This window comes from Promicromonospora sp. NPDC019610, from assembly GCF_044389365.1.
Lineage (GTDB): Bacteria > Actinomycetota > Actinomycetes > Actinomycetales > Cellulomonadaceae > Promicromonospora.
The window spans coordinates 1,658,755-1,681,370 of record NZ_JBIRXX010000002.1; the positions used below are offsets into that span (position 1 = coordinate 1,658,755).

General features: G+C 75.2%; 19 protein-coding genes. 8 read left to right on the plus strand and 11 right to left on the minus strand.

Annotated elements, in window-relative coordinates; all coding sequences use genetic code 11:
* Positions 1 to 21: 21 nt before the first annotated feature.
* Positions 22 to 2,559, minus strand: coding sequence for a tetratricopeptide repeat protein (locus ACH45N_RS19105; protein WP_397396681.1), 2,538 nt, complete (start codon positions 2,557 to 2,559; stop codon positions 22 to 24).
* A gap of 78 nt (positions 2,560 to 2,637) precedes the next feature.
* Complete coding sequence (locus ACH45N_RS19110; RefSeq protein ID WP_397396683.1) at positions 2,638 to 4,857, minus strand: DEAD/DEAH box helicase; 2,220 nt, start codon at positions 4,855 to 4,857, stop codon at positions 2,638 to 2,640.
* A gap of 63 nt (positions 4,858 to 4,920) precedes the next feature.
* Here ACH45N_RS19110 and ACH45N_RS19115 point away from each other — a divergent pair, with 63 nt between their 5' ends.
* Positions 4,921 to 5,565 carry an MSMEG_1061 family FMN-dependent PPOX-type flavoprotein gene (locus ACH45N_RS19115; RefSeq protein WP_397396685.1) on the plus strand — a complete coding sequence of 215 codons (645 nt, stop codon included), beginning with the start codon at positions 4,921 to 4,923 and terminating at the stop codon, positions 5,563 to 5,565.
* 80 nt (positions 5,566 to 5,645) lie between these two features.
* Positions 5,646 to 6,323, plus strand: a complete 678-nt coding sequence (locus tag ACH45N_RS19120; protein ID WP_397396687.1) for a hypothetical protein — start codon at positions 5,646 to 5,648, stop codon at positions 6,321 to 6,323.
* Positions 6,324 to 6,327: 4 nt separating this feature from the next.
* Here ACH45N_RS19120 and ACH45N_RS19125 read toward each other — a convergent pair whose 3' ends face one another.
* Positions 6,328 to 6,987 carry a GNAT family N-acetyltransferase gene (locus ACH45N_RS19125; RefSeq protein WP_397396689.1) on the minus strand — a complete coding sequence of 220 codons (660 nt, stop codon included), beginning with the start codon at positions 6,985 to 6,987 and terminating at the stop codon, positions 6,328 to 6,330.
* Between the two features lie 492 nt (positions 6,988 to 7,479).
* Here ACH45N_RS19125 and ACH45N_RS19130 point away from each other — a divergent pair, with 492 nt between their 5' ends.
* Positions 7,480 to 7,851 carry a helix-turn-helix domain-containing protein gene (locus ACH45N_RS19130; protein ID WP_397396691.1) on the plus strand — a complete coding sequence of 124 codons (372 nt, stop codon included), beginning with the start codon at positions 7,480 to 7,482 and terminating at the stop codon, positions 7,849 to 7,851.
* 56 nt (positions 7,852 to 7,907) lie between these two features.
* Here ACH45N_RS19130 and ACH45N_RS19135 read toward each other — a convergent pair whose 3' ends face one another.
* The gene (locus ACH45N_RS19135; RefSeq protein ID WP_397396693.1) at positions 7,908 to 8,999 is read right to left on the minus strand and encodes a glutamate--cysteine ligase; all 1,092 of its coding nucleotides are present in this window, start codon (positions 8,997 to 8,999) and stop codon (positions 7,908 to 7,910) included.
* A gap of 32 nt (positions 9,000 to 9,031) precedes the next feature.
* Complete coding sequence (gene dxs / locus ACH45N_RS19140) at positions 9,032 to 10,927, minus strand: 1-deoxy-D-xylulose-5-phosphate synthase (RefSeq protein ID WP_397396695.1); 1,896 nt, start codon at positions 10,925 to 10,927, stop codon at positions 9,032 to 9,034.
* 173 nt (positions 10,928 to 11,100) lie between these two features.
* On the opposite strand from dxs, the gene ACH45N_RS19145 reads away from it, so the two are divergent.
* Positions 11,101 to 12,552, plus strand: a complete 1,452-nt coding sequence (locus tag ACH45N_RS19145) for a GuaB1 family IMP dehydrogenase-related protein (protein ID WP_397396697.1) — start codon at positions 11,101 to 11,103, stop codon at positions 12,550 to 12,552.
* 1 nt (position 12,553) lies between these two features.
* Here the strand turns inward: ACH45N_RS19145 and ACH45N_RS19150 are convergent, their stop codons facing one another.
* Positions 12,554 to 14,674: a HelD family protein gene (locus ACH45N_RS19150; RefSeq protein ID WP_397396699.1), complete on the minus strand. Its 2,121-nt coding sequence runs from the start codon at positions 14,672 to 14,674 to the stop codon at positions 12,554 to 12,556.
* A 90-nt stretch (positions 14,675 to 14,764) separates the two neighbouring features.
* Positions 14,765 to 15,196: a DUF1801 domain-containing protein gene (locus ACH45N_RS19155; protein WP_397396701.1), complete on the minus strand. Its 432-nt coding sequence runs from the start codon at positions 15,194 to 15,196 to the stop codon at positions 14,765 to 14,767.
* Positions 15,197 to 15,363: 167 nt separating this feature from the next.
* On the opposite strand from ACH45N_RS19155, the gene ACH45N_RS19160 reads away from it, so the two are divergent.
* Positions 15,364 to 16,254: an aminoglycoside phosphotransferase family protein gene (locus ACH45N_RS19160; protein WP_397396703.1), complete on the plus strand. Its 891-nt coding sequence runs from the start codon at positions 15,364 to 15,366 to the stop codon at positions 16,252 to 16,254.
* A 10-nt stretch (positions 16,255 to 16,264) separates the two neighbouring features.
* On the opposite strand, the gene ACH45N_RS19165 is transcribed toward ACH45N_RS19160, so the two are convergent.
* The 4 genes from ACH45N_RS19165 to ACH45N_RS19180 all read right to left on the minus strand — a co-directional run bounded on the left by ACH45N_RS19165 (position 16,265) and on the right by ACH45N_RS19180 (position 19,440).
* On the minus strand, positions 16,265 to 17,197 hold the full coding sequence (locus ACH45N_RS19165) for a threonine/serine dehydratase (protein ID WP_397396705.1): 933 nt from the start codon (positions 17,195 to 17,197) through the stop codon (positions 16,265 to 16,267).
* A 19-nt stretch (positions 17,198 to 17,216) separates the two neighbouring features.
* Entirely contained in the window at positions 17,217 to 17,903 is a 687-nt protein-coding gene (locus ACH45N_RS19170) for an NUDIX hydrolase (protein ID WP_397396707.1), read from the minus strand.
* Positions 17,904 to 17,973: 70 nt separating this feature from the next.
* Entirely contained in the window at positions 17,974 to 18,756 is a 783-nt protein-coding gene (locus tag ACH45N_RS19175; RefSeq protein ID WP_397396709.1) for an alpha/beta fold hydrolase, read from the minus strand.
* Between the two features lie 51 nt (positions 18,757 to 18,807).
* The gene (locus ACH45N_RS19180; RefSeq protein ID WP_397396711.1) at positions 18,808 to 19,440 is read right to left on the minus strand and encodes a TetR/AcrR family transcriptional regulator; all 633 of its coding nucleotides are present in this window, start codon (positions 19,438 to 19,440) and stop codon (positions 18,808 to 18,810) included.
* Positions 19,441 to 19,521: 81 nt separating this feature from the next.
* Here ACH45N_RS19180 and ACH45N_RS19185 point away from each other — a divergent pair, with 81 nt between their 5' ends.
* The 3 genes from ACH45N_RS19185 (at position 19,522) to ACH45N_RS19195 (ending at position 22,607) form a co-directional block, all read left to right on the plus strand.
* Positions 19,522 to 20,463, plus strand: coding sequence for an alpha/beta fold hydrolase (locus tag ACH45N_RS19185; protein WP_397396713.1), 942 nt, complete (start codon positions 19,522 to 19,524; stop codon positions 20,461 to 20,463).
* Positions 20,464 to 20,579: 116 nt separating this feature from the next.
* Positions 20,580 to 21,197, plus strand: coding sequence for a hypothetical protein (locus ACH45N_RS19190; protein WP_397396715.1), 618 nt, complete (start codon positions 20,580 to 20,582; stop codon positions 21,195 to 21,197).
* A 330-nt stretch (positions 21,198 to 21,527) separates the two neighbouring features.
* Positions 21,528 to 22,607 (plus strand): multicopper oxidase domain-containing protein, encoded by a 1,080-nt coding sequence (locus ACH45N_RS19195; protein ID WP_397396717.1) that lies wholly within the window; start codon positions 21,528 to 21,530, stop codon positions 22,605 to 22,607.
* Positions 22,608 to 22,616 lie beyond the last annotated feature (9 nt).

Here is a 22,616-nt window from a genome sequence, read left to right on the forward strand (position 1 = left end):
AAGGAGGTCCGGTCGCCACCCCTACGCCGCGACCAGTCCCCCGAGCTCCAGCGCCTCGGCCCGCGCCCGCCGGGCCTCGTCGAACCGCTCCTGGTCGTGGAGCGCGAGCGCCAGCGTCCGCAGCGCCTCCACGAGCCGCGGCCGGTACTTCGCGGCGTTCTCGGCCAGGAGCTCCCGCAGCAGGGCGACGGCCTCGCGCACCAGCTCGACCGCCTCGTCGCCGAGCCGGAGGACGGCGAGGAGCGCGCCCAGGTTGCTCAGCGACTGGGCGAGCCGGGCCCGGTACCGGTGCGGGTCGGCGTCCGCCAGGCCGCGCCACGTCCTGGTCGCCTCGTGCTCCGCGTCGAGCGCCTCCTGCGACCGGTGCAGCCGGGAGTGGGTGACGCCGAGGGCCGACAGCGCCTCGGCCAGCTCGGGGACGTACCGTCCCGGGTCCTCCGCCGCGAGACGCCGCAGCACCTCGACGGCCTCCTGCTGGAGCTCGCGCCCTTCCTCCCACCGGCCCGCGTCGGAGCGCCGGACGCCCAGCGCCTGGAGGGAGCGGGCGAGGTCCGCCAGGTAGCGCCCCGGGTTCTCCTGGGCGGTCCGCCGGCGGACGGCGACGGCGTCCACGAGGTGTGCCGTCGCCTCCTCGGCCCGTCCCTGCGCGGTCAGCACGCTCCCGAGCACCTCCAGCGCGTCGCCGAGGCCGGGCAGGTGCGTGTCCGGGGCGGCCGCCACGAGGCGGCGCCGGAGCTCCAGCGCCTCCTCCGCGGGGGCCTGCGCCTCCGCGCCCCGGCCCAGCTCCAGGAGCCGGCGCGCCACCTCGGTGAGCGCGCGGGCCAGGGGCGCGGCGCACCGCTCGGGGCCGCGGCGGGCGAGCTCGCGCCACAGCGCGACCGCCGCGCGGCCCGGCCCGAGGGCGACCAGCGGCTGCCCCAGCCCGGCGCGGGTCGCCGCCGCGGCCGTCTCCGCCGCGGCCAGGTCGAACGCGACCGCGTCCGGGTGGGCGGCCGCGACGAGGCGGAGCAGGCTGCCGGCCTCCTCCTGGCAGGGCAGCGAGTCGGCCGGGCGGCCCTGGGCCGCGCAGGTCGCGCCGAGGTGCGCCAGCACGGCCGCCAGCCGGTGCCGGTACCCCTGCGGGTCGGCCTGGGCCGCCTCGCGGAGCAGGCCGACCGCCTCCCGCTCGTACGGTTCGGCGTCGGCGGCCCGGCCCACGTCGCCCAGCGTGAGCCCGGCGTCGGCCAGGGCCTCGGCGCGGCGGGCGACGTCGTCGCGCCCGGTGGCGGCGAGCGTGCGCAGCGTGACCTCGGCGCGCAGCTCGCCGAGCGTGAGCGACGGACGCGGGAGCACGCCCGTGACGGTGCGCAGCGTGTCGGCGTCCGCGGGGAGTGCCGCGACCGCCGCGCCGAGCAGGTCCAGGGCGGCGTCCAGGTCGCCGGTGCGTCCGTCGAGGCGGTCCACGACGATCCCGGCCGTGCGCAGCGCCGACCGCCGCACCGCGGGCGCGCCGGCCCCGGCCAGGCACGCGCCGAGCAGCTCGGGCACGTCCGTGAGCTCCGCCAGCAGGTGGGGGTCCACCAGGCGGGCCGGCAGCGCCCGGTGCGGGTCCAGGTCGAGCAGCCACCGGCCGACGTCGTGCTCCGCGCCGGGCCGCACGCCCGGCAGCACGGCGGCGACGCGACGCACGAGGCGCTCCGCCGCGTCCGCCGTCCGCACGCCGGTGAGGGTCGCCGCGGCGACGAGGCCGTCCAGGGCCTCCGGCAGCAGGCCCGCCTCGCCCAGCAGCCCGGCCTCCTCCGCGGAGCGGTACCAGGTCCAGCGCTCGTGCTCCAGCAGCTCGTCGAGGGCGTCGGACACGTCGACGGGCAGCGCACCCCGGGGCCCTCGCGATCCGTGCGCCTGTGCGCGCAGGACGGCGCACAGCGCGGCCGCGTGCAGGTCGAGCATCCGGGCGCCGCCCGGGACCGAGGCCACCGAGACCTGCGGCGCGGGCAGCCCCAGGGCGTCCGCGTACGGCTCGACGAAGGCGGCCACGACCCGCGCGTCGACCTGCCCGGGCAGCACCGCGGCGGGGAGGTCCTCGCGCGCCCGCCCGGCCTCCAGCAGCACGCGGACGGGCAGGCCGGTCGCCGCGACCCGGTCGAACCACGGGCCCGCGGCCCGCGCGACCAGCACGATCCGCAGGGCGCCGTTGCGGCCCCGGGCGGCGTCGGCCAGCAGGGCGGCCAGCGCTGGCCCGCGCGTGTCGGCGTCGTCGACCAGCAGGAGGGCCGGGGCGCCGTCCGGGACGGCGGCCAGGGCGCGCGGCTCGGCGCCGTCGGGCACGTTCAGGCAGGTCCAGCCGGCACGGGCCATGTGCTGGGCGAGCTCGCGGGCGAGCCGGGTCTTGCCCACTCCGCCCGGGCCCGTGACCAGCCGGACCCCCACCGGTTCGGGGCTGGTGCACCACACGACGAGCGAGGCGTGCTCGGCGCGCCGGCCGACGAACGGCACGACGTGTCGTTCCGCGGCCAGCAGCCGTCCGGGCGACATCGTGTGCGCGAGCGCCGTGCGGCGGCGTGACGACAACGTGGACACACCGTCAGTGAACCCCAATCCCACACGAAGCGGTTATCACACCGAAAGGGGCGGCCACGGGTCATCTCATGGTGTGTGTCACGGTGTGCGGAGCAGCCGCTCCTGCTCCTCGGCGAGGATGGTGCGCGACAGCGTGGCCTCGGACGACGCGGCCTCTGCCGGCGCCGCCACGTCGACCGCGGACGGCGAGGCGTCGGTGATCTCGGACTGCCGCGCGAACTCCTCGAACAGCGCCGACTTGGACCCGAGGATCTCCATCATCCGCTGGTCCACGGACTGCTCGACCAGGAGCCGGTGCACCTGGACGGTGCGGGTCTGGCCCATGCGGTGGGCGCGCGCGACGGCCTGCGCCTCGATGGTGGGCTTGACCTGCGGCTCGCAGAAGATGACGACGCTCGCGGCCTGCACGTTGAGCCCGACGCCCCCGGCGGTGATCTGGCTGACCAGCACCGACGGCCCGCCGGGCGCGGACAGGGCGTCCACCATGGTCTGCCGCTCCGCCACGGGCACGGACCCGGTCAGGGGACCGATCGCGAGATCACCGAGCAGGTCCGTCACCTGTTCCAGGACCGACAGGAAGTAGGAGAAGACGATGACGCGGCGGCCGGCGTCGACCGCCTCGGTGACGAGCTCGCGCAGGCGGACCAGCTTGGCGGAGTCGTCGGCCGCGGAGACGGCGAACGCGGCGCGGCGCATCTTCATGAAGTTCCCGGCGAGCACGGCGTCGCGGTAGGCGGCGCCGTCGACCGGGCCGAACTGCTCCCACTCCTCGACCTGCACCATCTCGGGCAGCTCGGTGAGCACGTCCTCCTGGTTGCGACGCAGGTAGGCGGGCGCGACGATGCGGCGGAACGCCTTGGCGCCCGACAGGCCGGCGTTCGGGTCGAGCTGACCCGCCACCTCCGGCTGCAGGTAGCCCACCATGTTCTTGAACTCGGCGACCTTGTTCTCCATCGGGGTGCCGGACAGGAACAGGACGCGGTCCGACCGGTCGGCCCACCGCCGCACCTCGCGGCCGCGCAGCGTCTCGGGGTTCTTCACGTAGTGCGCCTCGTCGACGACCATGAGCGCGGGCCGCAGGTCGTAGGGCAGGTCGAGCCGGCCGAGCACCTCGAAGGTCGTGACGCCCACGCCGCCGTCCGCGATCCAGCCCTCCGCCGCCCGCTCCCGGTCGGTGCCGTGCAGCACCACGGCCCGCAGGTCGGAGTGCTGCTCCACCTCGCGCTTCCAGTTGGTCACGACGCTCGCGGGGCACACCACCAGCACGTGCGTGCCGCCCGTGGCCACCAGGTGCGCGGCCACCGCGATGGACTGCATGGTCTTGCCGAGCCCCATCTCGTCGCCGAGGATCGTGCGCCGCTGCACCAGCGCGTACTTCGCCCCGAACTGCTGGTAGCCGCGCAGGTTGGCCCGCAGCAGGCTCCGGTCCAGGGGTTGCGCCTCGACGCGCCGCACGACGTCGGCGGGCAGGCCGCCCTCCGCGGCCTCGTGGTCGTCGCCGAGGTCCACGACCTGGGAGAGCAGCCCGTAGTACTCGGCGGACCGCGCCTCGAAGTCGGCCCACACCTCACCGCCCTCCGGCGGCTGCCCGACGGCGGTGCGCACCGCCCGCGCGTCGTCGGTCAGGCGGGCGGCCTCCACCTGCTCCGCGAGCGCCGCGACGGCCGCGAGGGCGGCGGCCTTCCGGTCGGCGGGTGCGACGAGCCGGCGCCAGACGCTGGTGGCGAGCCGCGCCGGTCCGAGGTGCGCGGGCACGACGTCGGCCACGCGGCGTGCCTCGTCGAGGTGGCGGTGCCGGGCGTCGGTGGCCAGGCCGAACGCGTACAGGGACTGGACGAGCACGGTGGCGTACGGGTCGTCGGGGTCGACGTCGATGCGGAAGCGCAGGTCGGCGTCGACCTCGTCGGCGAGCTCGCGGGCGGCGGCGGTGGCGAGCTTGGCGGTGCCCGCGCCGATGCCGGCCTCCACCAGCCGGTCGGTCCCCGCGACGAGCACCTGCGTGACGTGCCGGTAGCCGGCCTTCTCCAGGACGGCGACGCGCAGCTTCTTGCGCCGCTCCTCCAGCGCCGTGACGGGGACGGTGCGCAGGTCGGCGTGGACGCGGACCTCACGGGTCGCCGTGTACGCGTCGCGCACGCGCTCGCGCAGGCCGAGGTCGGCGGTGGTGAGCAGCCGGGCGTCGTCGAGCAGGGACTCGGCCTGCTCCAGGACGCGGCGGGCCGCGCGTGCCTTCCACGGCCGCGGCGGGCCGACGGCGGGGGCTGGTGCAGGGCTGGGGAGGGTCGTCTGCTCGGTCATGGCGCTGCGAGCGTACCCGGATGGTCTGACATGCCCCATTTACGACGGGGCTATGTTGGGGCCATGACCCACGAGCAGAGCAAGTTCGGCGGGACGCCCGTCACGACGGTCGAGGAGCTCCGCGAGATCATCCCGCCGCCGCTCGGCGCGGCGGCGGGCAAGGTCCGCCCGGCCCTGCACGAGCTCGACCGGCAGTGGCTCGAGGCCGCGCCGCTGTGCCTGGTCGCGACGTCGGACGCCGCGGGCAACCTCGACGTCTCGCCCAAGGGCGACCCGGCCGGGTCGCTGGTGCGGGTGCTGGACGACCACACGATCGCGATCCCCGAGCGCCCGGGCAACCGGCGTACCGACGGGTTCCTGAACGTGCTGGCCAACCCGCACGTCGGCCTGATCTTCGTGATCCCCGGCCGTGGGGATACGCTGCGCGTCAACGGCCGGGCCCGGCTCGTGCGCGACGCGCCCTACCTCGCCGGGCTCCAGGTGCGCCGCAACGTGCCCGTGCTCGCGCTGGAGGTGGACGTCGACGAGGTGTTCCACCACTGCTCCAAGGCGTTCCTGCGCTCGAGGACCTGGGACCCCGAGACGTGGGGGCAGGAGTCGGTGCCGCGCCGCGCGGTCATCTCGCGGACCCTGGAGCGCCAGGACGCCAGCATCGAGGAGCTCGACGCGTACTACGGCCCGAAGTACGCCGAGACCATCTACGGCTGAGCAGGCGGTCCGGGACGGGCCGCCGGGGTGAACTTCGCGGCTCTGGTTGCAGTCCCCGGGCACCGAGGGACGATGCGAACATGTCCGCGCCTCCTCCGGAACAGCCCGCACCCGGCCCCGTCCCGCCGCAGCCCGCACCCGGCGGGGGCCGGCCGTACCCCGCGCCACGGCCGCGGCGGACCGGCCCCAAGGTGCTCACGTTCGCCGCGATCGGCGTCCTGCTGGTGGGCGTGATCGTGGCCGTCGTGGGCTTCGCGGGGGCCGCCCGGGGCATCGTCGAGCTGGTGCCGACGGACCTCGTCACCAGCGAGGGGACGGCCGGCAGCGACGCGCTCGCCCTGGGGCCGTCCACCACGCCCGTGACCTTCGACGTCGAGGAGCGGGGCGCCTACCTCGTCCTGGAGGTCTCGCAGGACGCGTCGGCCGGCCTGCCCACCTCGTCGGTGGGCGCCGAGGGACCGAGCGGCCCCGTGCGCATCAGCCGGCCGGACCAGTCCGGCTCGCTGGAGGTCAACGGCTGGACGGTGCACCCCGTCGGGGTGCTGGTGCCCGACGAGGAGGGTACGCACGCGATCGTCGTCGACCCGCGGGTGGCGACCGACGACGTGAGCATCGCCGTGAGCGGCCCGTTCAACGCGGAGAGCGTCGCCGGGATCGGCGGCAGCGGGCTCGTCCTCCTGCTCGGCCTCCTGATCGGCGGGCTGGGTTTCCTGCTCCTGATCGGCGGCATCATCTGGTGGGCGCTCGCCAAGAAGTAGGGTGCTACGCGTCCAGGCCGAGCATCGCGCGGACCGGCGCCACGCCCACGAGCGTGACGTCGGGCCGGTGCAGGTCCGGGCGCGCCGCCCACATCTCGCGGGTCATCCGGTAGCGGTTCTCCGTGGCCGCCGTGCCCTGCCGGTCCACGAGCGCGACGCCGTTCGGCGCGTAGCCGAGGGACCGCGTCACGCCGTTGGACTCCGGGTTGTCGTCGAATGCCTCGGTCGTGGCGACGGCGGCGTCGAACCCCTCGAACAGCAGGTGCAGCGCCATCAGCCGCATGCGCTTCCCGATGCCCTGGCCGTGGTGCGTCAGGCCGAGCCACGAGCCGGTCCCGGCGGAGCGGGTCGCGGCGAACGCCTTGGCGCCCACGCCCTGCACGCCGACGGGCTCACCGGCGCGGAACACCCCGAGCTCGAACCCCCAGGCCTCGGGCGAGACCTTGCCGCGCGACGCCCAGTGGAACTGCAGGAAGCCGCGACGCACCTCGTCCGGCGCGCCGAGGTTCCACGGGACGACGAACGGGCTGCGTTCCGGCGGGTGGATGCCGGCCGCGGCGACGTCGGCCAGGCGGACGAGGTCGGCGTCGTCGGGCAGGCGCAGCTCGAGGTCGCCGCTGGTGACCCGGAGCCCGAACGGCGGGAAGGCGGTGGCGAGGTCCATCGCCCGACCGTTCCAGGTCTCGCCGGGCGCGGGCAACCTGAAATCGAGACCCCGTCCCCGGCCGGCCGCGAGGGCACCGACCGCACGGCTGACCGGGTACCTCGGCCTTCAGCGTGTCGCGGGAGCCGACGGCGTGTCGCGGGCGGAGGCAAGCCACGCCCGGACGAGGGGTGCCGGCCGCGGTGAACTTCGGCCATCGGGACCCCGACGATTCTGCCTCTGCCGAACAGTCCGCCCAGGCCGAACTCCTCGGGGCCTAGACGAGCGAAGTTCAGCCGGCCCGACACCCCTCACCCGGGTGTGCGTCACCCCGAGGCGCTACCGTGCGCCTCCGATGCAGACACCGGAGATCCCGGAGATCCCCGTGCCGCAGACTCGTTGCTCGAGTCCGCCCTCGCGCAGACCGGTCCGGACAAGGCCCGGTCCGGCGGCCGGGAACGGCGACCCTGTGGACAGGCTCCGCGGGCGCCCGCGGCGGGGCAGGCTGGTCGCATGGCACGCACCAACTACGACCCGCTGGACCGGGACCCGCTCTTCGACGGCACCCTCGACCCCGACCTCGACGACGACGTGACGGCCCCCGTGGTCACCCCGCGACGGGCGCCGACCCTGCACCTCGACGGCCTGGCGCTGGTGTGCGCGGGGGCCGTCCGGTTCGAGGCCGCGCGGCGGGGCCTGAGCCAGCGGCAGATCGCCGCCGAGGTCGGGCTGTCGCGGGCCGCCGTGTCCGAGCGGTTCCGGGGCCGGACCGCCTGGACCCTGGACCAGCTCGGAACGCTCGCCCTGCTCTTCGGCTGCGACCCTGCCGTCCTGGTCACCGAGCCGCGCAAGCCGGCCCGGGAGCTGGCCGGCAACTACCGGTGAGCGGCCCGGTGCGACGACCGGCCGGAGTCCGGCGGTCGCCGCACCAGGTGCGGGGCTCACTCCAGGGTGGCGTCCGCCGCGTGCAGCGCCACCACGCCGAGGTCGCCGTCGGCCTGGGCCGCCCAGGCGTGCTGGCGCGACGCGCCGTTGCCCCGGGCCCAGAGCCCGCCGAGCAGCTCGGTCACGGTGTCGAGGTCGCCGAGGTCCACGAGGACGTCGCGGACGTGGTCCACGAGGGCGCCCACGACGTCGTGCGCCGGGGCCGGCCGCCAGGTCCGCGGGTCCACGAGATCGCCGGACAGCCCCGAGCGGCCCGCCCGCCACAGGGCGGTGCGCAGCAGCTCGACGGGCGCCTCGGGCGGCGGCTCGCCGGACGCCGCGGCCCGCGCCGCCGTCTCGACGAGGCCGCGGGCCAGCGCGGCCAGCAGCGTCGCCGTGTCCGCCGAGAGGCACACGTCGGCGACCCGGATCTCGACGGTCGGGTAGCGCGCCGAGAGGCGGGCGTCGAAGTAGACCATCCCCTGGTCGAGGATGGTGCCGGTCGCGACCAGGTTCGCGACGGCCGCGTGGTACGCCTCAGGCGTCCCGAAGGTCCGGGTCGGGCCCGCCGTGGGCCAGCGCGACCAGACCTGCGAGCGGAAGCTCGCGTAGCCGGAGTCGTCGCCCATCCAGTACGGCGAGTTCGCCGACAGCGCCAGGAGCGGCGCGAGCCACGGCCCGATGCGGTCGAGCACGGCGACGCCCTCGGCGTCGTCGGCCACGGAGACGTGCACGTGGCAGCCGCTGGTGAGCTGCTCGCGGGCGGTCAGGCCGAACTCGGCGCGCGCCTGGAGGTAGCGGAGCTTGCCGACGGTCGTCCCGGCGAACGCGAGCGGCGACGTGCCGAGGGCCGCGATGCGCGCGTCGTGCCGCTCGGCGGCCGCCTGCGCACCGGCCCGGCCCTCGCGGATCGCCGCGGCGACGTCCTCCAGCGTCGAGCGCGGCGGCGTGGCCGTCTCGATCTGCTCCTCCATGAACTCGTGCTCCAGCGGGCCGTCGTCCGGCTCCGCCGTCCCGAGCACGTCCTGGGCGCGCGCGATCGGCCGACCGTCGTGCCCCACGAGCATGAGCTCTTCCTCGACGCCGACAGTGCGCCTGGTGGTCGTCACCGCGCCCGTCACCTCGCCCGGCACAGCGCTCGTCACAGCAGTGCGAGCGCCGCGAGGGCGTCCCGGGTGGCGTCCGCCGCGGTCATGCGCTGCGCCCGGACGATGTGGTCGCGGCTCGCGTGGTCCAGGAACTGGACCGGGAGGCCCAGGTGCACCTGCGGCGTGCCGATGCCCTGCTCCCCCGCGCGCTGCGCCAGCATGTCGCCCACGCCGCCGTCGACCACGCCGTCCTCGACCGTGACCACGAGGTCGTGCTCGCCGCACAGCTTGACCAGGTTCTCCGGCACGGGCAGCACCCACGTCGGGGAGGCCACCGTGGCCTCGACGCCGTGCGCCGCGAGCGCGGCGCCGGTCTCCATGGCGCAGGCCGCCATGGAGCCCACGCCGACCACGAGCACCTTGCGGGTCACGGGGGCCTGGGCGCGGTTCGCGTCCGGGGCGAACCGGCCCACGACGTCCACGCCGTCGAGCTCCTCGACCGCGGGGATGTCGTCCCCGACGGCGCCCTTCGGGTAGCGGACCACGGTGGGCGCGTCGTCGACGTCGACGGCGGCGCGCAGGGCGGCGCGCAGCGTCGTCTCGTCGCGCGGGGCGGCCAGGCGCAGGCCGGGCACGATGCGCAGCATGGCCATGTCCCACATGCCGTTGTGGCTGGCGCCGTCGTCGCCGGTGATGCCGGCGCGGTCCAGCACGAAGGTGACGCCGGCCTTGTGCAGGGCGACGTCCATCAGGACCTGGTCGAACGCGCGGTTCAGGAACGTGGCGTAGACGGCGACGACGGGGTGCAGGCCGGCGAAGGCCATGCCCGCCGCGGACGTCGCGGCGTGCTGCTCGGCGATGCCGACGTCGAAGGTGCGCTCCGGGAACTGCTCCTGGAACGGTGCGAGGCCCACGGGGTGCAGCATGGCGGCCGTGATCGCGACGACGTCGGACCGGCGGCGGCCGATCTTGACGATCTCGTCGGCGAAGACCTTGGTCCAGCCGAACCGGCTGGCGGCGACGGGCAGCCCGGTCTCGGGGTGGATGACGCCGACGGCGTGGAACCGGTCGGCGATGTCGTCCTCGGCGGGCTTGTAGCCGCGGCCCTTCTCGGTGATCGCGTGCACGATCACGGGGCTGCCGTACGCCTTGGCGCGGCCGAGCGCGCGCTCGAGCGCCTCGGTGTCGTGGCCGTCGACCGGCCCGATGTACTTGATGCCCAGGTCCTCGAACAGGCCCTGCGGGGCGACGACGTCCTTGAGGCCCTTCTTCAGGCCGTGCAGCCAGCGCCACGCGAAGCGCCCGGGCGCCCCGGAGCGGTGCAGGGCACGCGTGCCCCAGCTCAGGAAGGCCTCGTACCCGCGCGTGGTGCGCAGGGTGTCGAGGTGGTTCGCGAGCCCGCCGATGGTCGGCGAGTAGGACCGGCCGTTGTCGTTGACGACCACGACCAGCTTGCGGTCCCGGCTCTCGGCGATGTTGTTCAGCGCCTCCCAGGCCATGCCGCCCGTGAGCGCACCGTCGCCGATGACGGCCACGACGTGGTCGTCCTTGCCGCGCACCTGGTTGGCCTTGGCGATGCCGTCGGCCCAGGACAGGGCGGTCGACGCGTGGGAGTTCTCCACGACGTCGTGCTCGGACTCCGCGCGGCTCGGGTAGCCGGACATGCCGCCGCGCTTGCGCAGGTCGGAGAAGTCGTGGCGGCCGGTCAGGAGCTTGTGCACGTAGGACTGGTGGCCCGTGTCGAACACGAGGGTGTCGCGCGGCGAGTCGAAGACCCGGTGCAGGGCGATGGTCAGCTCGACGACACCGAGGTTGGGGCCGAGGTGCCCGCCGGTGCGCGAGACGCTGTCCACCAGGAACCGGCGGATCTCCTCGGCCAGCTCCGGCATCTGCCCGGGCGTCAGCGCCCGGACGTCCTCGGGCGAACGGATGTCGCTCAGCAAGCCCATGCGCGTCCTTTCGTCGTGCCCGGTGAGGGGCGAATCGGGGCCCCACTCTAAGGGGAACCGACCACTCCACTGTGCCACGACAGGGCTGCCTCCCGTGCCTGTCTCCGATACCTCCACAACGATGTGGCAGGACTCATAGGCACAGGCAGGCAAACTCTTTACTCTTGGTGAACGTGCGATTCCTCGACGAGCAGGCTCCGGCAACCGACCTCACCTATGGCGACGTGTTCCTCGTCCCGTCACGCTCGGACGTCACGTCGCGGTTCGACGTCGACCTCGCGTCCGACGACGGCACCGGTACCACCATCCCCGTCGTCGTCGCGAACATGACCGCAGTGGCCGGCCGGCGCATGGCCGAGACGGTCGCGCGGCGCGGCGGCATCGCGATCATCCCGCAGGACGTCCCGGCCGACGTCGTGGCCGGCGTGGTCGCGGACGTCAAGGCCAAGGACCCTGTCATCGAGACGCCCGTGGTCGTCGCCCCGCAGGACACCGTGCACAGCGTGCTGACCCTGCTGGGCAAGCGCTCGCACGGCGCCGCCGTCGTGGTGCAGGACGGCCGGCCCGTGGGCGTCGTCACCGAGTCCGACTGCGCCGACGTGGACAGGTTCACCCGGGTGTCCGAGGTGATGTCCGCCGAGCCCCTGCTCCTTCAGGCCGCCCTGCTGGACGGCCCGGGCGGGCTGGAGGCGGCGTTCGACGTGCTGCACTCCGCCCGGCTCGACCTCGCGCCCGTGGTCCGCGACGGCCTCCTGGCCGGGGTGCTGACCCGCAAGGGCGCGCTGCGCTCCTCGATCTACTCCCCCGCGCTGGACGCGTCCGGCAGCCTGCGGATCGGCGCCGCCGTGGGCATCAACGGCGACGTCGCCGCCAAGGCGAAGGACCTGCTGGCCGCGGGCGTGGACGTGCTCGTGGTCGACACCGCCCACGGCCACCAGACCAAGATGCTCGCCGCCCTGGAGGCCGTGCGGTCCGTCGACCCGGACGTGCCCGTCGTGGCCGGCAACGTGGTCACGGCAGACGGCGTGCGCGACCTCGTGGCGGCCGGCGCCGACATCCTCAAGGTCGGCGTGGGCCCGGGCGCCATGTGCACCACCCGCATGCAGACCGGCGTGGGGCGGCCGCAGTTCTCCGCCGTCCTGGAGTGCGCGGCCGCCGCGCGCGAGCTCGGCAAGCACGTCTGGGCCGACGGCGGCGTACGCCACCCCCGCGACGTCGCCCTCGCGCTGGCCGCCGGCGCGTCGCAGGTGATGGTCGGCTCCTGGTTCGCCGGCACGTACGAGTCGCCCGGCGACCTGAAGGACGACGGCACGGGCCGGCTGTACAAGGACTCGTTCGGCATGGCGTCGGCGCGGGCCGTGGCGGCCCGCACCGCCGGGAACGGCACCGCGTTTGCCCGGGCCCGCAAGGCGCTGTACGAGGAGGGCATCTCGACCGGCAAGATGTACCTCGACCCGGCCCGGCCCGGCGTCGAGGACCTGCTGGACGAGATCACCTCCGGTCTGCGGTCCTCGTGCACCTACGCCGGGGCCCGGTCGCTCGCCGAGTTCTCCGAGCGCGCCGTGGTCGGCATCCAGTCGGCCGCCGGCTACCAGGAGGGCATGCCGGTCGCGACGAGCTGGTGAGCTACCCGACCACCACGAGCCGGCGCGTCGGGCGCGTCAGCGCGACGTAGAGGTCGCGTTCCCCGCCCGGCCGCGCGGCGGTGATCCCGTCGGGGTCGGCGACCACGACGGCGTCGAACTCCAGGCCGCGCACCTGGGAGACGGGCACCACGCGCACCCCCGTGCCGTCCAGCGCTCCGGCGACCTCGGGGACCCGCGCATCCGCGGCGACGACGGCGACCAGCTCGTCCGGCGCGGCGTCCGCGAGCGCCGCCGCCTCCCGCACGACGGCGGCGACCAGCTCGCCGGGCGCCGTCGCGACGCGACGGGGCACGTCCCCGTGCCGCACCGCGCGGGTGGGTGCCTGGCCGGGGGCGATCCGCGCGAGCAGCGGCGCCGCCACGTCGAGCACCTCGGCGGTGGTGCGGTAGCAGACGGTCAGGGTGCGCACGTCCGCGCGCCGGGCCAGGTCGGCGCCCAGGGCGTCGGCCCACGAGGCCGCCCCGGTCGCCGGCCCGGCCTGCGCCAGGTCGCCGACCACGGTCATCGAGCGGCCCGGGCAGCGGCGCAGCACCGAGCGCCACTGCATCGCCGTGAGCTCCTGCGCCTCGTCGACCACGACGTGCCCGTAGATCCGGGCGGGCGGGCCGTCGAGCAGGTGCTCGGCCTCGTCCAGCAGGGGCAGGTGCGCCGTCGTCCAGACCGGGGCGTCGCCGTCGGCCGGCGCGAGCCCGGAACCCGTCAGCCCGGAACCCGTCAGCCCAGGGTCCGTCAGCCCGGCGCCCGTCAGCTCAGGGTGCGCGTCGAGCAGGTCCAGCACCACGTCCTGGGCCACGAGGTGCGGCCAGGCGCCCTCGACCGCACGCTCCAGGGCGACGTCCTCGGCGAGCTCGGCCTGCAGCGCGCCCGGGTCCAGCTCGGCCACGGCCGCGGCGTGCCCGAACTTCCCGCCGTCGTCGGGGGCGAAGCCCAGCCGCGCCAGGTCGCCGGCCGCCGCCTTGTCGACGTTCACCCCGCCGGTGAGCACCTCGATGTCCTCGTCCAGCTTGGCGAGGAACACGCGGGCGCGCGCCTGCACCTCGTCGGCCACCCACTCCACGACGAGGTCCTTGAACAGTGCCCGGGCCTGGTTGTGCGGCAGGCCGGTGCCGCCGGCGGTCTCACGCGCCTCGGCGAGCGCGTGCTCGTCCAGGGTGACCGGATCGCCGTCGACCAGCACCGTCAGGGTGCCGGACGGCGCCTGGTAGCCCCGCACGATCTCGGCCAGCTCGTCGGCCAGCCGGGCGTCGCCCGCGGCCCGGCGCAGCTCGTGGCCCGCGGCCGCCGGCTCGGCCAGGCCGAGGGCTTCCGCCACCAGGCGGTCGGCGGTGCTCATCGCCACGTCGTTCTCGCCGAGGGACGGCAGCACCTCCGCGATGTAGTCGAGGAACCGCGTGCCGGGGCCGAGCACGAGGACGCCGTCGGTCCGCGCCTCGTCGAAGCCCGCCAGGACGTACGCGGCGCGGTGCAGCGCGACCACGGTCTTGCCCGTGCCCGGGCCGCCCTCGACGACGGTGACGCCGCGGTGCGCGGAACGGATGATCGCGTCCTGCTCGGCCTGGAGCGTCGACACGACGTCGCGCATACGGCCGGTGCGGCGGGCGCTGATGGCCTCCAGCAGCGGCCCGTCCCCGACGACGTCGTGCGGCCCGGGCTCGGTGCCGTCCAGGATCTCGTCGCTCACGCGGGACACCCGGCGGCCGTCCAGCGCCAGGTGCCGGCGGCGGCGCAGGCCCATCGGGTGGACGGCCGTGGCGGCGTAGAAGGGACGCGCGGCCTCGGCCCGCCAGTCGACGAGGAGCTGGTCGTCGCCGTCGCTCAGCCCGGTGCGGCCGATGTGCAGCGAGCGCCCGTCGGCGCCGTCGATCCGGCCGAAGCAGAGGTGGTGCTCGGCGGCGCCGAGGGTGCGGGCGCGCCGGCCCAGCATGGCCACCCGCACCTCGCGCGTGTAGGCCTCGGCCGGGTCGGTCGACGACGCGCGCACGGCGTCGTCGAGGTCCGTGCGCACGCGCTCGGTCTCGCGGTCGAGCCGCGCGTACAGGGTGTCGACGTACTGCTGCTCGGCGGACTGCTCGGCGGACTGCTCGGTCTGGCGTGGCTGCACCGGGTCTCCTCGTTGTCGGAACCTGGTGTCAACGCGATCGTGCTTCAGAACGTTCCCGGGTGTGCACCGCGTCCGGACGTGGCACGCGGTTCAGGACGATTCCCGAGCCCGCTGCCCGAACGTCCCCGACGTGACCGTCGCCCACGACCGGCGCAGGATGTCCTCCAGCACCGCGAGGTCGACCTGCTCCAGGTCCTTCAGGTACAGGCAGCCGACGCCGGTGGTGTGCGGCCCGAGCCGGGCCAGCCGGTCCGCGTGCGCGCCGACGCCGTCCGGCAGGTAGATCGTGCTGGCCGCCCTGCGCGGCGCAAAGCTCGCGGCGGGCGCGTCCCCGGAGTGCCCGGTGGGGTACTCGTAGTGGTACTCGCCGAAGCCGACGATCGACGTGCCGAACATCCGCGGCGTCTGCCCCGTGACCCGTTCCATGAGGTCGCGCAGCGTGTGCGCGTCGCGGCGCCGGACGGCGGGCGTCACGGCGTCGAGGTAGGCGGCGGGGTCGCCGTCGGTCCAGGTGGTCGTCATGCGGCCAGTATCGCGTTCCGTCCCGCCCCGCGTGCGGCGGGCGGAGGCACGGCGTGCGGCGGGCGGAGGCACGGCGTGCGACGGGCGCGCGGCGCCGCCGGTAGGGTGAACGGCCGCGTACCAGTGAACTTGTACCAGCGAACCCCGTACCAGCGAAGGAGTCCCCTGTGGTCGCCGCCGACCTCGACGTGACCGTCGACCTCGCCCGGGCCCTCCTGCGGGAGCAGCACCCCGACCTCGCCGACCGCCCCGTGACGCTGGTCGCGAACGGCTGGGACAACGTGGTGCTCCGGCTGGGTGACGACCTCGCCCTGCGCCTGCCGCGGCGCGAGCTCGGGGCGCAGCTCCTGCGCAACGAGCACCGGGTGCTCCCCCTGCTCGCCCCGCAGCTGCCGGTCGCCGTGCCGGACCCGGTCCGCGTCGGCGCGCCGAGCGCGACGCTGGGCTACCCGTGGCCCTGGGGGGTGGTGCGGTGGGCGGACGGCGTCGCCGCCGCGACCGTCCCCGCGGCGCGCCGCGCGCCCTGGGCCGAGCACCTGGCCCGCGTGTTCGTGGCGCTGCACCGGCCGGCGCCGGCCGCCGCCCCCGCCAACGACTTCCGGGGCGTCCCGGTCGCGGCGCGGCACGAGGGCTTCGAGGAGCGGATCGGGCTGCTGCCAGAGCGGTTCCGCACGCGCGCCCGCGAGGTCTGGGCCGAGGCCCTGGCGGCGCCGGCGTTCGACGGCGTCCCCGTCTGGCTGCACGGCGACCCGCACCCGGCCAACCTCGTGGCCGACGGCGACCGCCTCTCCGCCGTCATCGACTTCGGGGACGTGACCAGCGGCGACCCGGCGTCGGACCTCGGCACCGCGTGGCTCACCTTCGACGCGGAGGGTCGCAGGCGCTTCCGCGCCGTGGTGGACGCCGAGGCGCGCGACGGCAGTGGCTGGGACGCCGGCATGTGGCGCCGCGCGCAGGGCTGGGCCGTGCTCTATACCGCGATCTGCTTCGCGTACCCCGACACCCACCCGGTCATGGTGGGCGTCGGGGAGCACGCGGTGGAGCAGCTCCTCGGCTGAGCGCGGCCGCTCAGAACCGCACGGCCGTGGTGTTCGCCCCGCAGACCAGCACCGCCACCCGCTCGCCCGGCTCGGGCACGTAGGTGCCGGACAGCAGCGCGGCGAGCGCCGTCGCGCCGCCCGGCTCGGCCACGACACGGGCCGCCTCCCACAGGGAGAGCTGGGCCGAGGCGATGGCCTCGTCGGTGACCAGCACGGACTGCGCCACGAACTGCTGGGCCAGCGGGAACATGAGCCCGCCCACCTGCTTCGGGGCGAGCGAGTCGGCGGCGATCCCCTCGGTGGGCGCGTCGACCGGCTCGCCCGCCGCGAGCGCGCGGTGCAGGGTAGGCGCCCCCTCGGGCTCGACGGCGACGACCTTGACGTCGCCGCGGAACCAGGCGGCGATGCCGCCGATCAGCCCGCCGCCGCCCACGGCGACCAGGAGGGTGTCGAGGTCCGGCAGGTCCTGGGCGATCTCCAGGCCGAGGGTGCCCTGCCCGATGAGCGTCTGCGGCTGGTCGTAGGCGTGCACGGTCATGGCCCCGGTGCCGGCGACGAACTCCTCGCTCGCGGCCAGCGCGTCGGCGTACCGGTCGCCGCCCACGACGAGCTTGGCGCCGTAGCCGCGGATGCGCTCGGCCTTGGCCGCCGACGTCACGCTCGGCACGAAGATCGTCGCGGGGATCCCCAGCCGGGCCGCGGCGTAGGCGACGGCGGCGCCGTGGTTGCCGCCCGAGGCGGCGACCACGCCGGCGTCGGGCACCTGGCGGGTCAGCAGGCTCGTGAACGCGCCGCGCGCCTTGAACGAGCCCGAGTGCTGGAGGCACTCGAGCTTGAGCGCGACGGGCTGCGCCGGCCGGCCGAGGTCGGCCAGGTCGACCTCCAGCACGGGGGTGCGGCGCACGTGGGGGCGGATCACGGCCTCCGCGGCGCGGATCGCGTCCCGGGTCACCTCGGTCATCGTTCTTGCTCCTTCGGCGTCATGAGATTTCCAGCTCCCGGTCGCGGTCCCAGTCCTCGGTCCACCCGAGCTGGTCGAACATGGCGTCCAGGATCCCGGCGGTGAACCCCCACACGAGGTGCGTCAGGTCGCCGTCGTGCACGTGGAAGCCGGGGCCGCGCCAGGTCTGGTTGCCGCGGCGCAGCACGGTGGTGAACCGGTTGGCGGGGTCGAGCAGGTCGGCCACGGGGGCGCGGAAGACGTGCGCGGACTCGGCGACGTCGACCACGCGCACGGGCGTGGGGCGGGCCCACCAGCCGAGCACGGGCGTGACCACGTGGTTGCTGACGGGCATGGGCAGCTCACCGAACGTGCCGAGCACCTCGACCCCGGAGGCGTCCAGGCCCGTCTCCTCGACCGCCTCGCGCAGGGCCGCGGCGACGGCGTCCTCGCCGTCGTCGGCGCGGCCGCCGGGGAAGGCGACCTGCCCGGCGTGGCTGCGCAGTGTCGCGGCGCGCGCCAGCAGCAGGACGTCGAGGTCGGCGGGCACCGCGAGGTCGTGGTCGTCGCGGCCGGTCGCCAGGTCGTCCAGCACGCCGAACAGGACGAGGACGGACGCCGGGCGCGCGCCGCCGGTGAAGTCGCCGCGAGCGTGCCGCCACGGGCCCTCGAAGCCCCGCTCGGCGAGGGCGACCAGCTGCTTGCGCGCGGATGCGGAGGAGCTCACCGACCGACCTTAACCCCGGCCGCGGACCCGCCCGGCGCGCGGCGTCGGAACGGGTCACCGGAGGAACGCGTCACCAGAGGAACGACCGCACGGCCGTCGCCACGGCCGAGGGCCGCTCCCGGTGCACCGCGTGCCCGGCGCCCACCACGACGCGCGCCCGCACGCTCGGGTTGCGGATCATCAGCTCGACGCCGGTCCGGGGCTGGAACAGCGCGCCGCGCGCCGGGTCGGCGCCCAGCACGAGCGTCGGCACGGTCAGCCGGGTGACGACGGCGGTGTGCCGCCAGGGCGCGTTGTCGCGCAGGGTGTGCGCCACGGCCGCGGCGTCGGCGGCCTTCGCGGCGGCGGCCACGGCCGCGGCGTCCCGCCGGTCCCAGGCCGCGTGCGCGCCCTGCACCGACCGGGCCGACGGCGGGTTCGTGGCGTCCCGGATCTCCGCCTCGGCGATGGCCTCGAACCGGTCCTCCTCGACGTCGAGCGCCGGGTCGAGCAGCACGAGCCGGCGGGTGAACCGCCGGTCGGCGTCGGCGGCCAGCGCACCGAGCAGGCCGCCCAGGCTGTGCCCCACCACGAGGTCCCAGCCGGAGCCCAGCGCGCGGACGTCGGCGACATGGTCGGCGAGCAGGTAGGAGTCGGCCCGCGGGCTGGCGCCGTGCCCGCGCAGGTCCGGGGCCACGACCTCGTAGCCGTCGTCGGCGAGGGTCTCGGCGAGCCGCCACCAGGTGGCCCCGGCGGACACGATGCCGTGCAGGAGCAGCGCCCGGCCCGGGCCGGCGCCCCATCTGGTCGTGACGAGCTCGACGGCCGCGGGTGGTTGGGAGGTGCCGCCGGGAACTTCCTGCCACATCGCCATGAACAGAGGGTAACGACGGTATGTATACGGGTTTGAAACAATTGAACGTTTCTACCGTAATGCGGCGAGATCAGCGCCGCGCGCCGCCAGCACGCCGCGCACCCCCTCGATCGTCCGGGCGTAGACGCGGTCGTCGCCGAACAGCAGCGACCGGTCGTTCGCGGCGTAGAGCAGCGCATCGACCTCGAAGACGACCTGGGCCGGATCGGTCTCCGGGGCCAGCTCGCCGGCGGCGACCGCGAGCCGCACCTGATGCTCCAGGTACGCCTCCCAGGACCGCTGCGCGGCGACGACGGCGTCCCGCACGGCGCCGTCGCGCATGTCGAACTCGATCTCGACGGTGCGGAAGAAGCACCCGCCGCGGAACACCCGCGCCCGCGAGTACTCGGTCCACGCCCGCACGAGCGCCCAGACCCGGTCCAGCCCACGGGCGGCGGACCGCGCCGGGACCACGACGTGCTCCGTGTAGATCTCGGCCGCCCGCTCCACGGCGGCGAGCTGCAGCTGCTCCTTGGACCCGAACAGCCCGGCGATCGCGCTCTTGTTCACGGGGGCCGACGCCGCGAGCGCGCCGAAGGACAGCGCGTCCAGCCCGCGCACGGACGCCTCCTGGACGGCGTCGTCCAGCACGGCGCGGCGTGTGCGGTCGCCGCGCAGGCGGCGCAGATCGGTCGGCGAGCTCACAGAAAGAGAGTGTACGACCGTTCGCTCATTCGATAGTGTGCGAACGTTCGTACAGATACTTCCCGCCTCCCGGAGGTCCCCGTGCCCCAGACCCGACGCGCAGCCCGCGCCCTGTTCCGCACCCTCGGCCGCGTCGCGCCGACGGCCGCCCTGGCGCTCGGCGCGAGCGCCTACTGGCGGGCCGGCGCGCCCGCCCCGGTCCGGCCCGCCGACCAGGCGGTCCACGACTCGGCGCGGCGCGCCCCGATCGAGCACCGCCCCACGTTCCGCCGCGGCCGGGACGGCCGCCTCGGTGCGGGCGGGACCGCCACGGTGGCCACCTACTCCTGGGGCGACCCCGGTGCGCTCGCGGTCCTGCTGGTCCACGGCTGGCGTTCCCGCGCGTCGGTGTTCGGGCGGATCGTCGAGGACCTCACCGGAGCCGGCCTCCGGGCCGTCGCCTACGACGCGCCGGGTCACGGCGCCTCCGGCGGGCAGCGGCGCACCGGGCTCGACGACCTGGCCGTCATCCGCCGGCTGTCCGACGCCGAGGACGCGCCGTGGGCCGCCGTCGTCGGCCACTCGCTCGGGGTGCTCGGCGCGGGGATCGCGCTGCACGAGGGCGTCCGGGCCGAGCGGTTCGTCGCGATCTCCGGACTCACCTCGGTCCGGGTCACGACCGACGGCTTCGTCCGGGAGGCCGGGCTCCCCTGGGCGCTGCGCGACGCCTTCGCGAGCGCCGTCCAGCGGTACGGGCTGCCCGACCACCCGGGTGTCATCGAGCGCTTCGACCTGCTGCGGCACACCGTCCCGGACTCCGTGCCGGCCCTCTGGCTGCACGACGACGGCGACCGCGTGAACCCGCACCACCTGTCGGTCCAGCTCCACGAGGCACATGCGGGCTCGAGCGAGCTGTTCACCACCACGGGGCTCGGGCACAACAAGATCCTCGGCGACCGGGCGGTCCGGTCCCGGATCCTCGACCACCTCGCGGCGCCGGCCCGCACCGACCGGGTGCCGGCCCACCGGCCACCCGCGGCGTGAACACCGCGTGAACTCCTGCCGACATCACCAGTCGGATACCCGAAACCTTCCCTGACCTGCGACGACGTCGTACCCTGCTGTCCGGTTTATACCCATTTCAACCCGGAGGTAGGACGATGGAGCACACGAGCGACGGCGCCCTCGCAGTGACGGTGGTCAGCGTCCTGGCGGCCCTCTGGTTCGCCTGGACCGTGCGGCACTCCGGGCCGTGGTCCCGGCTCCTGCCCGTGGCGGGCACGGTGCTCGCCGTCGTCGTCGCGGCGCTGGGCGCCCTGACCGCGGCCCGCGCCTGGCCCGACGGCAGCGTGGTGACCGGGCGGGTCGTGAGCATCTACGTCGCGGCGCTCCTCGTGCACGCCGGCCTGACCCGGCTGTGCACCGGGTTCCTCGCGGGAAAGTACCGCCGCGCGGTCGCCGCCGCCAAGGACGCGGACAAGGCCGGTGTGACCACCGGCAAGTCCCGGCTGCACGTGATCCCGACGGTCGTCGCGGTGTCCACGGCGATCCAGGTGGGCGTCGTCGCGAACACGCTCGCCGTGCCGAACCTGTACCTCGGCGCCGCGGCCGGGCTCGCGGCCGCGCTCCTCGCCTGGCCGCTCGGCTGGATCCTCCGCCTGGTCACCCGCCCGCGCGGCCACCGCCCCACCGCCGCGCTCGCCCACCCGCTGACCGGCCTGCTGACGGGGACCACCCTGGTCGCCACGGCGGCGTGGCTGCTGCTCGCGCTCGCCTGAGGCGGCCCGACCCACCGAGATCTTTGCTTGGTCGCATAGACGAATCCTGTCGCTGTTTGTCCATCTTTTGCTTGACAGTCGGCATAAGTCCTCCTATGTTCGACAAAGTCACCCGGTGGAGCACGTCCTGCCACGGGGGCGTGGCCGCCGTCGCCGACGACCACGTGACGCACCCCTGGAGGGAACGACGATGAGGTCCACCTTCGTGACAACGCTGTCACTCACCGCGTCGACGCCACCGGCCTCGCGCGCCTGAGCCAGTCCCCTCCCGCACCTCATGTCTCGCCGGGACGGCACTCCCGCCTGCCCGACGGTGTCGAACGGAGACCCATGCCCGAGAACAGCCCCGAGAACAGCACTGACGCCCCCACCCCGTCCGGCGGTGTGTCCCGCCGCTCGATCCTGACCGGTACCCTCGCCGGGCTCATGGCGCCGACGGCGGCGCTGGCGCTCGGCTCCGACTCGGCCGCCGCCGTCTCGTCGGCGGTCCGGCCGCTCGCGTCCACGCGGCACATCACCCTGTACGCCGAGGCGCTGCCCGGGGGCCAGTACGGCTACGGGCTCACGCCGGGGAAGGCCACCATCCCCGGCCCGGTGCTGGAGATGTGGGAGGGCGACACCCTCCAGGTCGAGCTCGTCAACACCACCGACAAGCGCCTGTCGATCCACCCGCACGGCGTGGACTACGCGACCGACTCGGACGGCAGCCCCTTCAACGACTCGTTCAACGAGCCCGGCGAGACCCGCACGTACGTCTGGAAGACCCACAAGCCCAGGCAGCGCGCCGACGGCACCTGGATGGCGGGCTCCGCGGGCTACTGGCACTACCACGACCACGCGATGGGCGGGGAGCACGGCACCCCCGGGCTGCGCGCGGGCCTGTACGGCGCGCTCGTGGTGCGGCGGGAGGGCGACACGCTGCCCGACCGCCAGCACACCGTGGTGTTCAACGACATGACCATCAACAACAAGGTCGCGCCCGACACCCCGATGCTGGAGGCGAACAAGGGCGAGAAGGTCGAGTTCATCGCGATCGGCCACGGGGACCAGCTCCACACGTTCCACGTGCACGCCCACCGCTGGGCGGACAACCGCACCGGCTGGCTGACCGGACCCGACGACCCCACCCGGGTGATCGACACCCGCGACCTCAACCCCGGCTCCTCGTTCGGGTTCCAGGTCGTGGCGGGCGAGGGCGTGGGCGCGGGCGCGTGGATGTACCACTGCCACGTCCAGTTCCACTCGGACGGCGGCATGGCCGGGATCTTCCTGGTGCGCAACGCCGACGGCAGCATGCCCGCCGGCGCCCAGGCGGCGATCGACCGGTTCCACGAGCACGGCGGCCACACGATGAGCGACATGTCCGCCACCGAGACCGAGTCCGGAGCGGCGGCCCATGCCGGCCACTGACCCCTACTC

Excerpts from the sequence above, each read along its gene's own strand:
- ACH45N_RS19110 (WP_397396683.1), bottom strand. The coding sequence starts at position 4,857 with ATGACCGAGCAGACGACCCTCCCCAGCCCTGCACCAGCCCCCGCCGTC.
- ACH45N_RS19115 (WP_397396685.1), top strand. The coding sequence starts at position 4,921 with ATGACCCACGAGCAGAGCAAGTTCGGCGGGACGCCCGTCACGACGGTC.
- ACH45N_RS19120 (WP_397396687.1), top strand. The coding sequence starts at position 5,646 with ATGTCCGCGCCTCCTCCGGAACAGCCCGCACCCGGCCCCGTCCCGCCG.
- ACH45N_RS19125 (WP_397396689.1), bottom strand. The coding sequence starts at position 6,987 with ATGGACCTCGCCACCGCCTTCCCGCCGTTCGGGCTCCGGGTCACCAGC.
- ACH45N_RS19130 (WP_397396691.1), top strand. The coding sequence starts at position 7,480 with ATGGCACGCACCAACTACGACCCGCTGGACCGGGACCCGCTCTTCGAC.
- dxs (WP_397396695.1), bottom strand. The coding sequence starts at position 10,927 with ATGGGCTTGCTGAGCGACATCCGTTCGCCCGAGGACGTCCGGGCGCTG.
- ACH45N_RS19155 (WP_397396701.1), bottom strand. The coding sequence starts at position 15,196 with ATGACGACCACCTGGACCGACGGCGACCCCGCCGCCTACCTCGACGCC.
- ACH45N_RS19165 (WP_397396705.1), bottom strand. The coding sequence starts at position 17,197 with ATGACCGAGGTGACCCGGGACGCGATCCGCGCCGCGGAGGCCGTGATC.
- ACH45N_RS19175 (WP_397396709.1), bottom strand. The coding sequence starts at position 18,756 with ATGGCGATGTGGCAGGAAGTTCCCGGCGGCACCTCCCAACCACCCGCG.
- ACH45N_RS19190 (WP_397396715.1), top strand. The coding sequence starts at position 20,580 with ATGGAGCACACGAGCGACGGCGCCCTCGCAGTGACGGTGGTCAGCGTC.
- ACH45N_RS19195 (WP_397396717.1), top strand. The coding sequence starts at position 21,528 with ATGCCCGAGAACAGCCCCGAGAACAGCACTGACGCCCCCACCCCGTCC.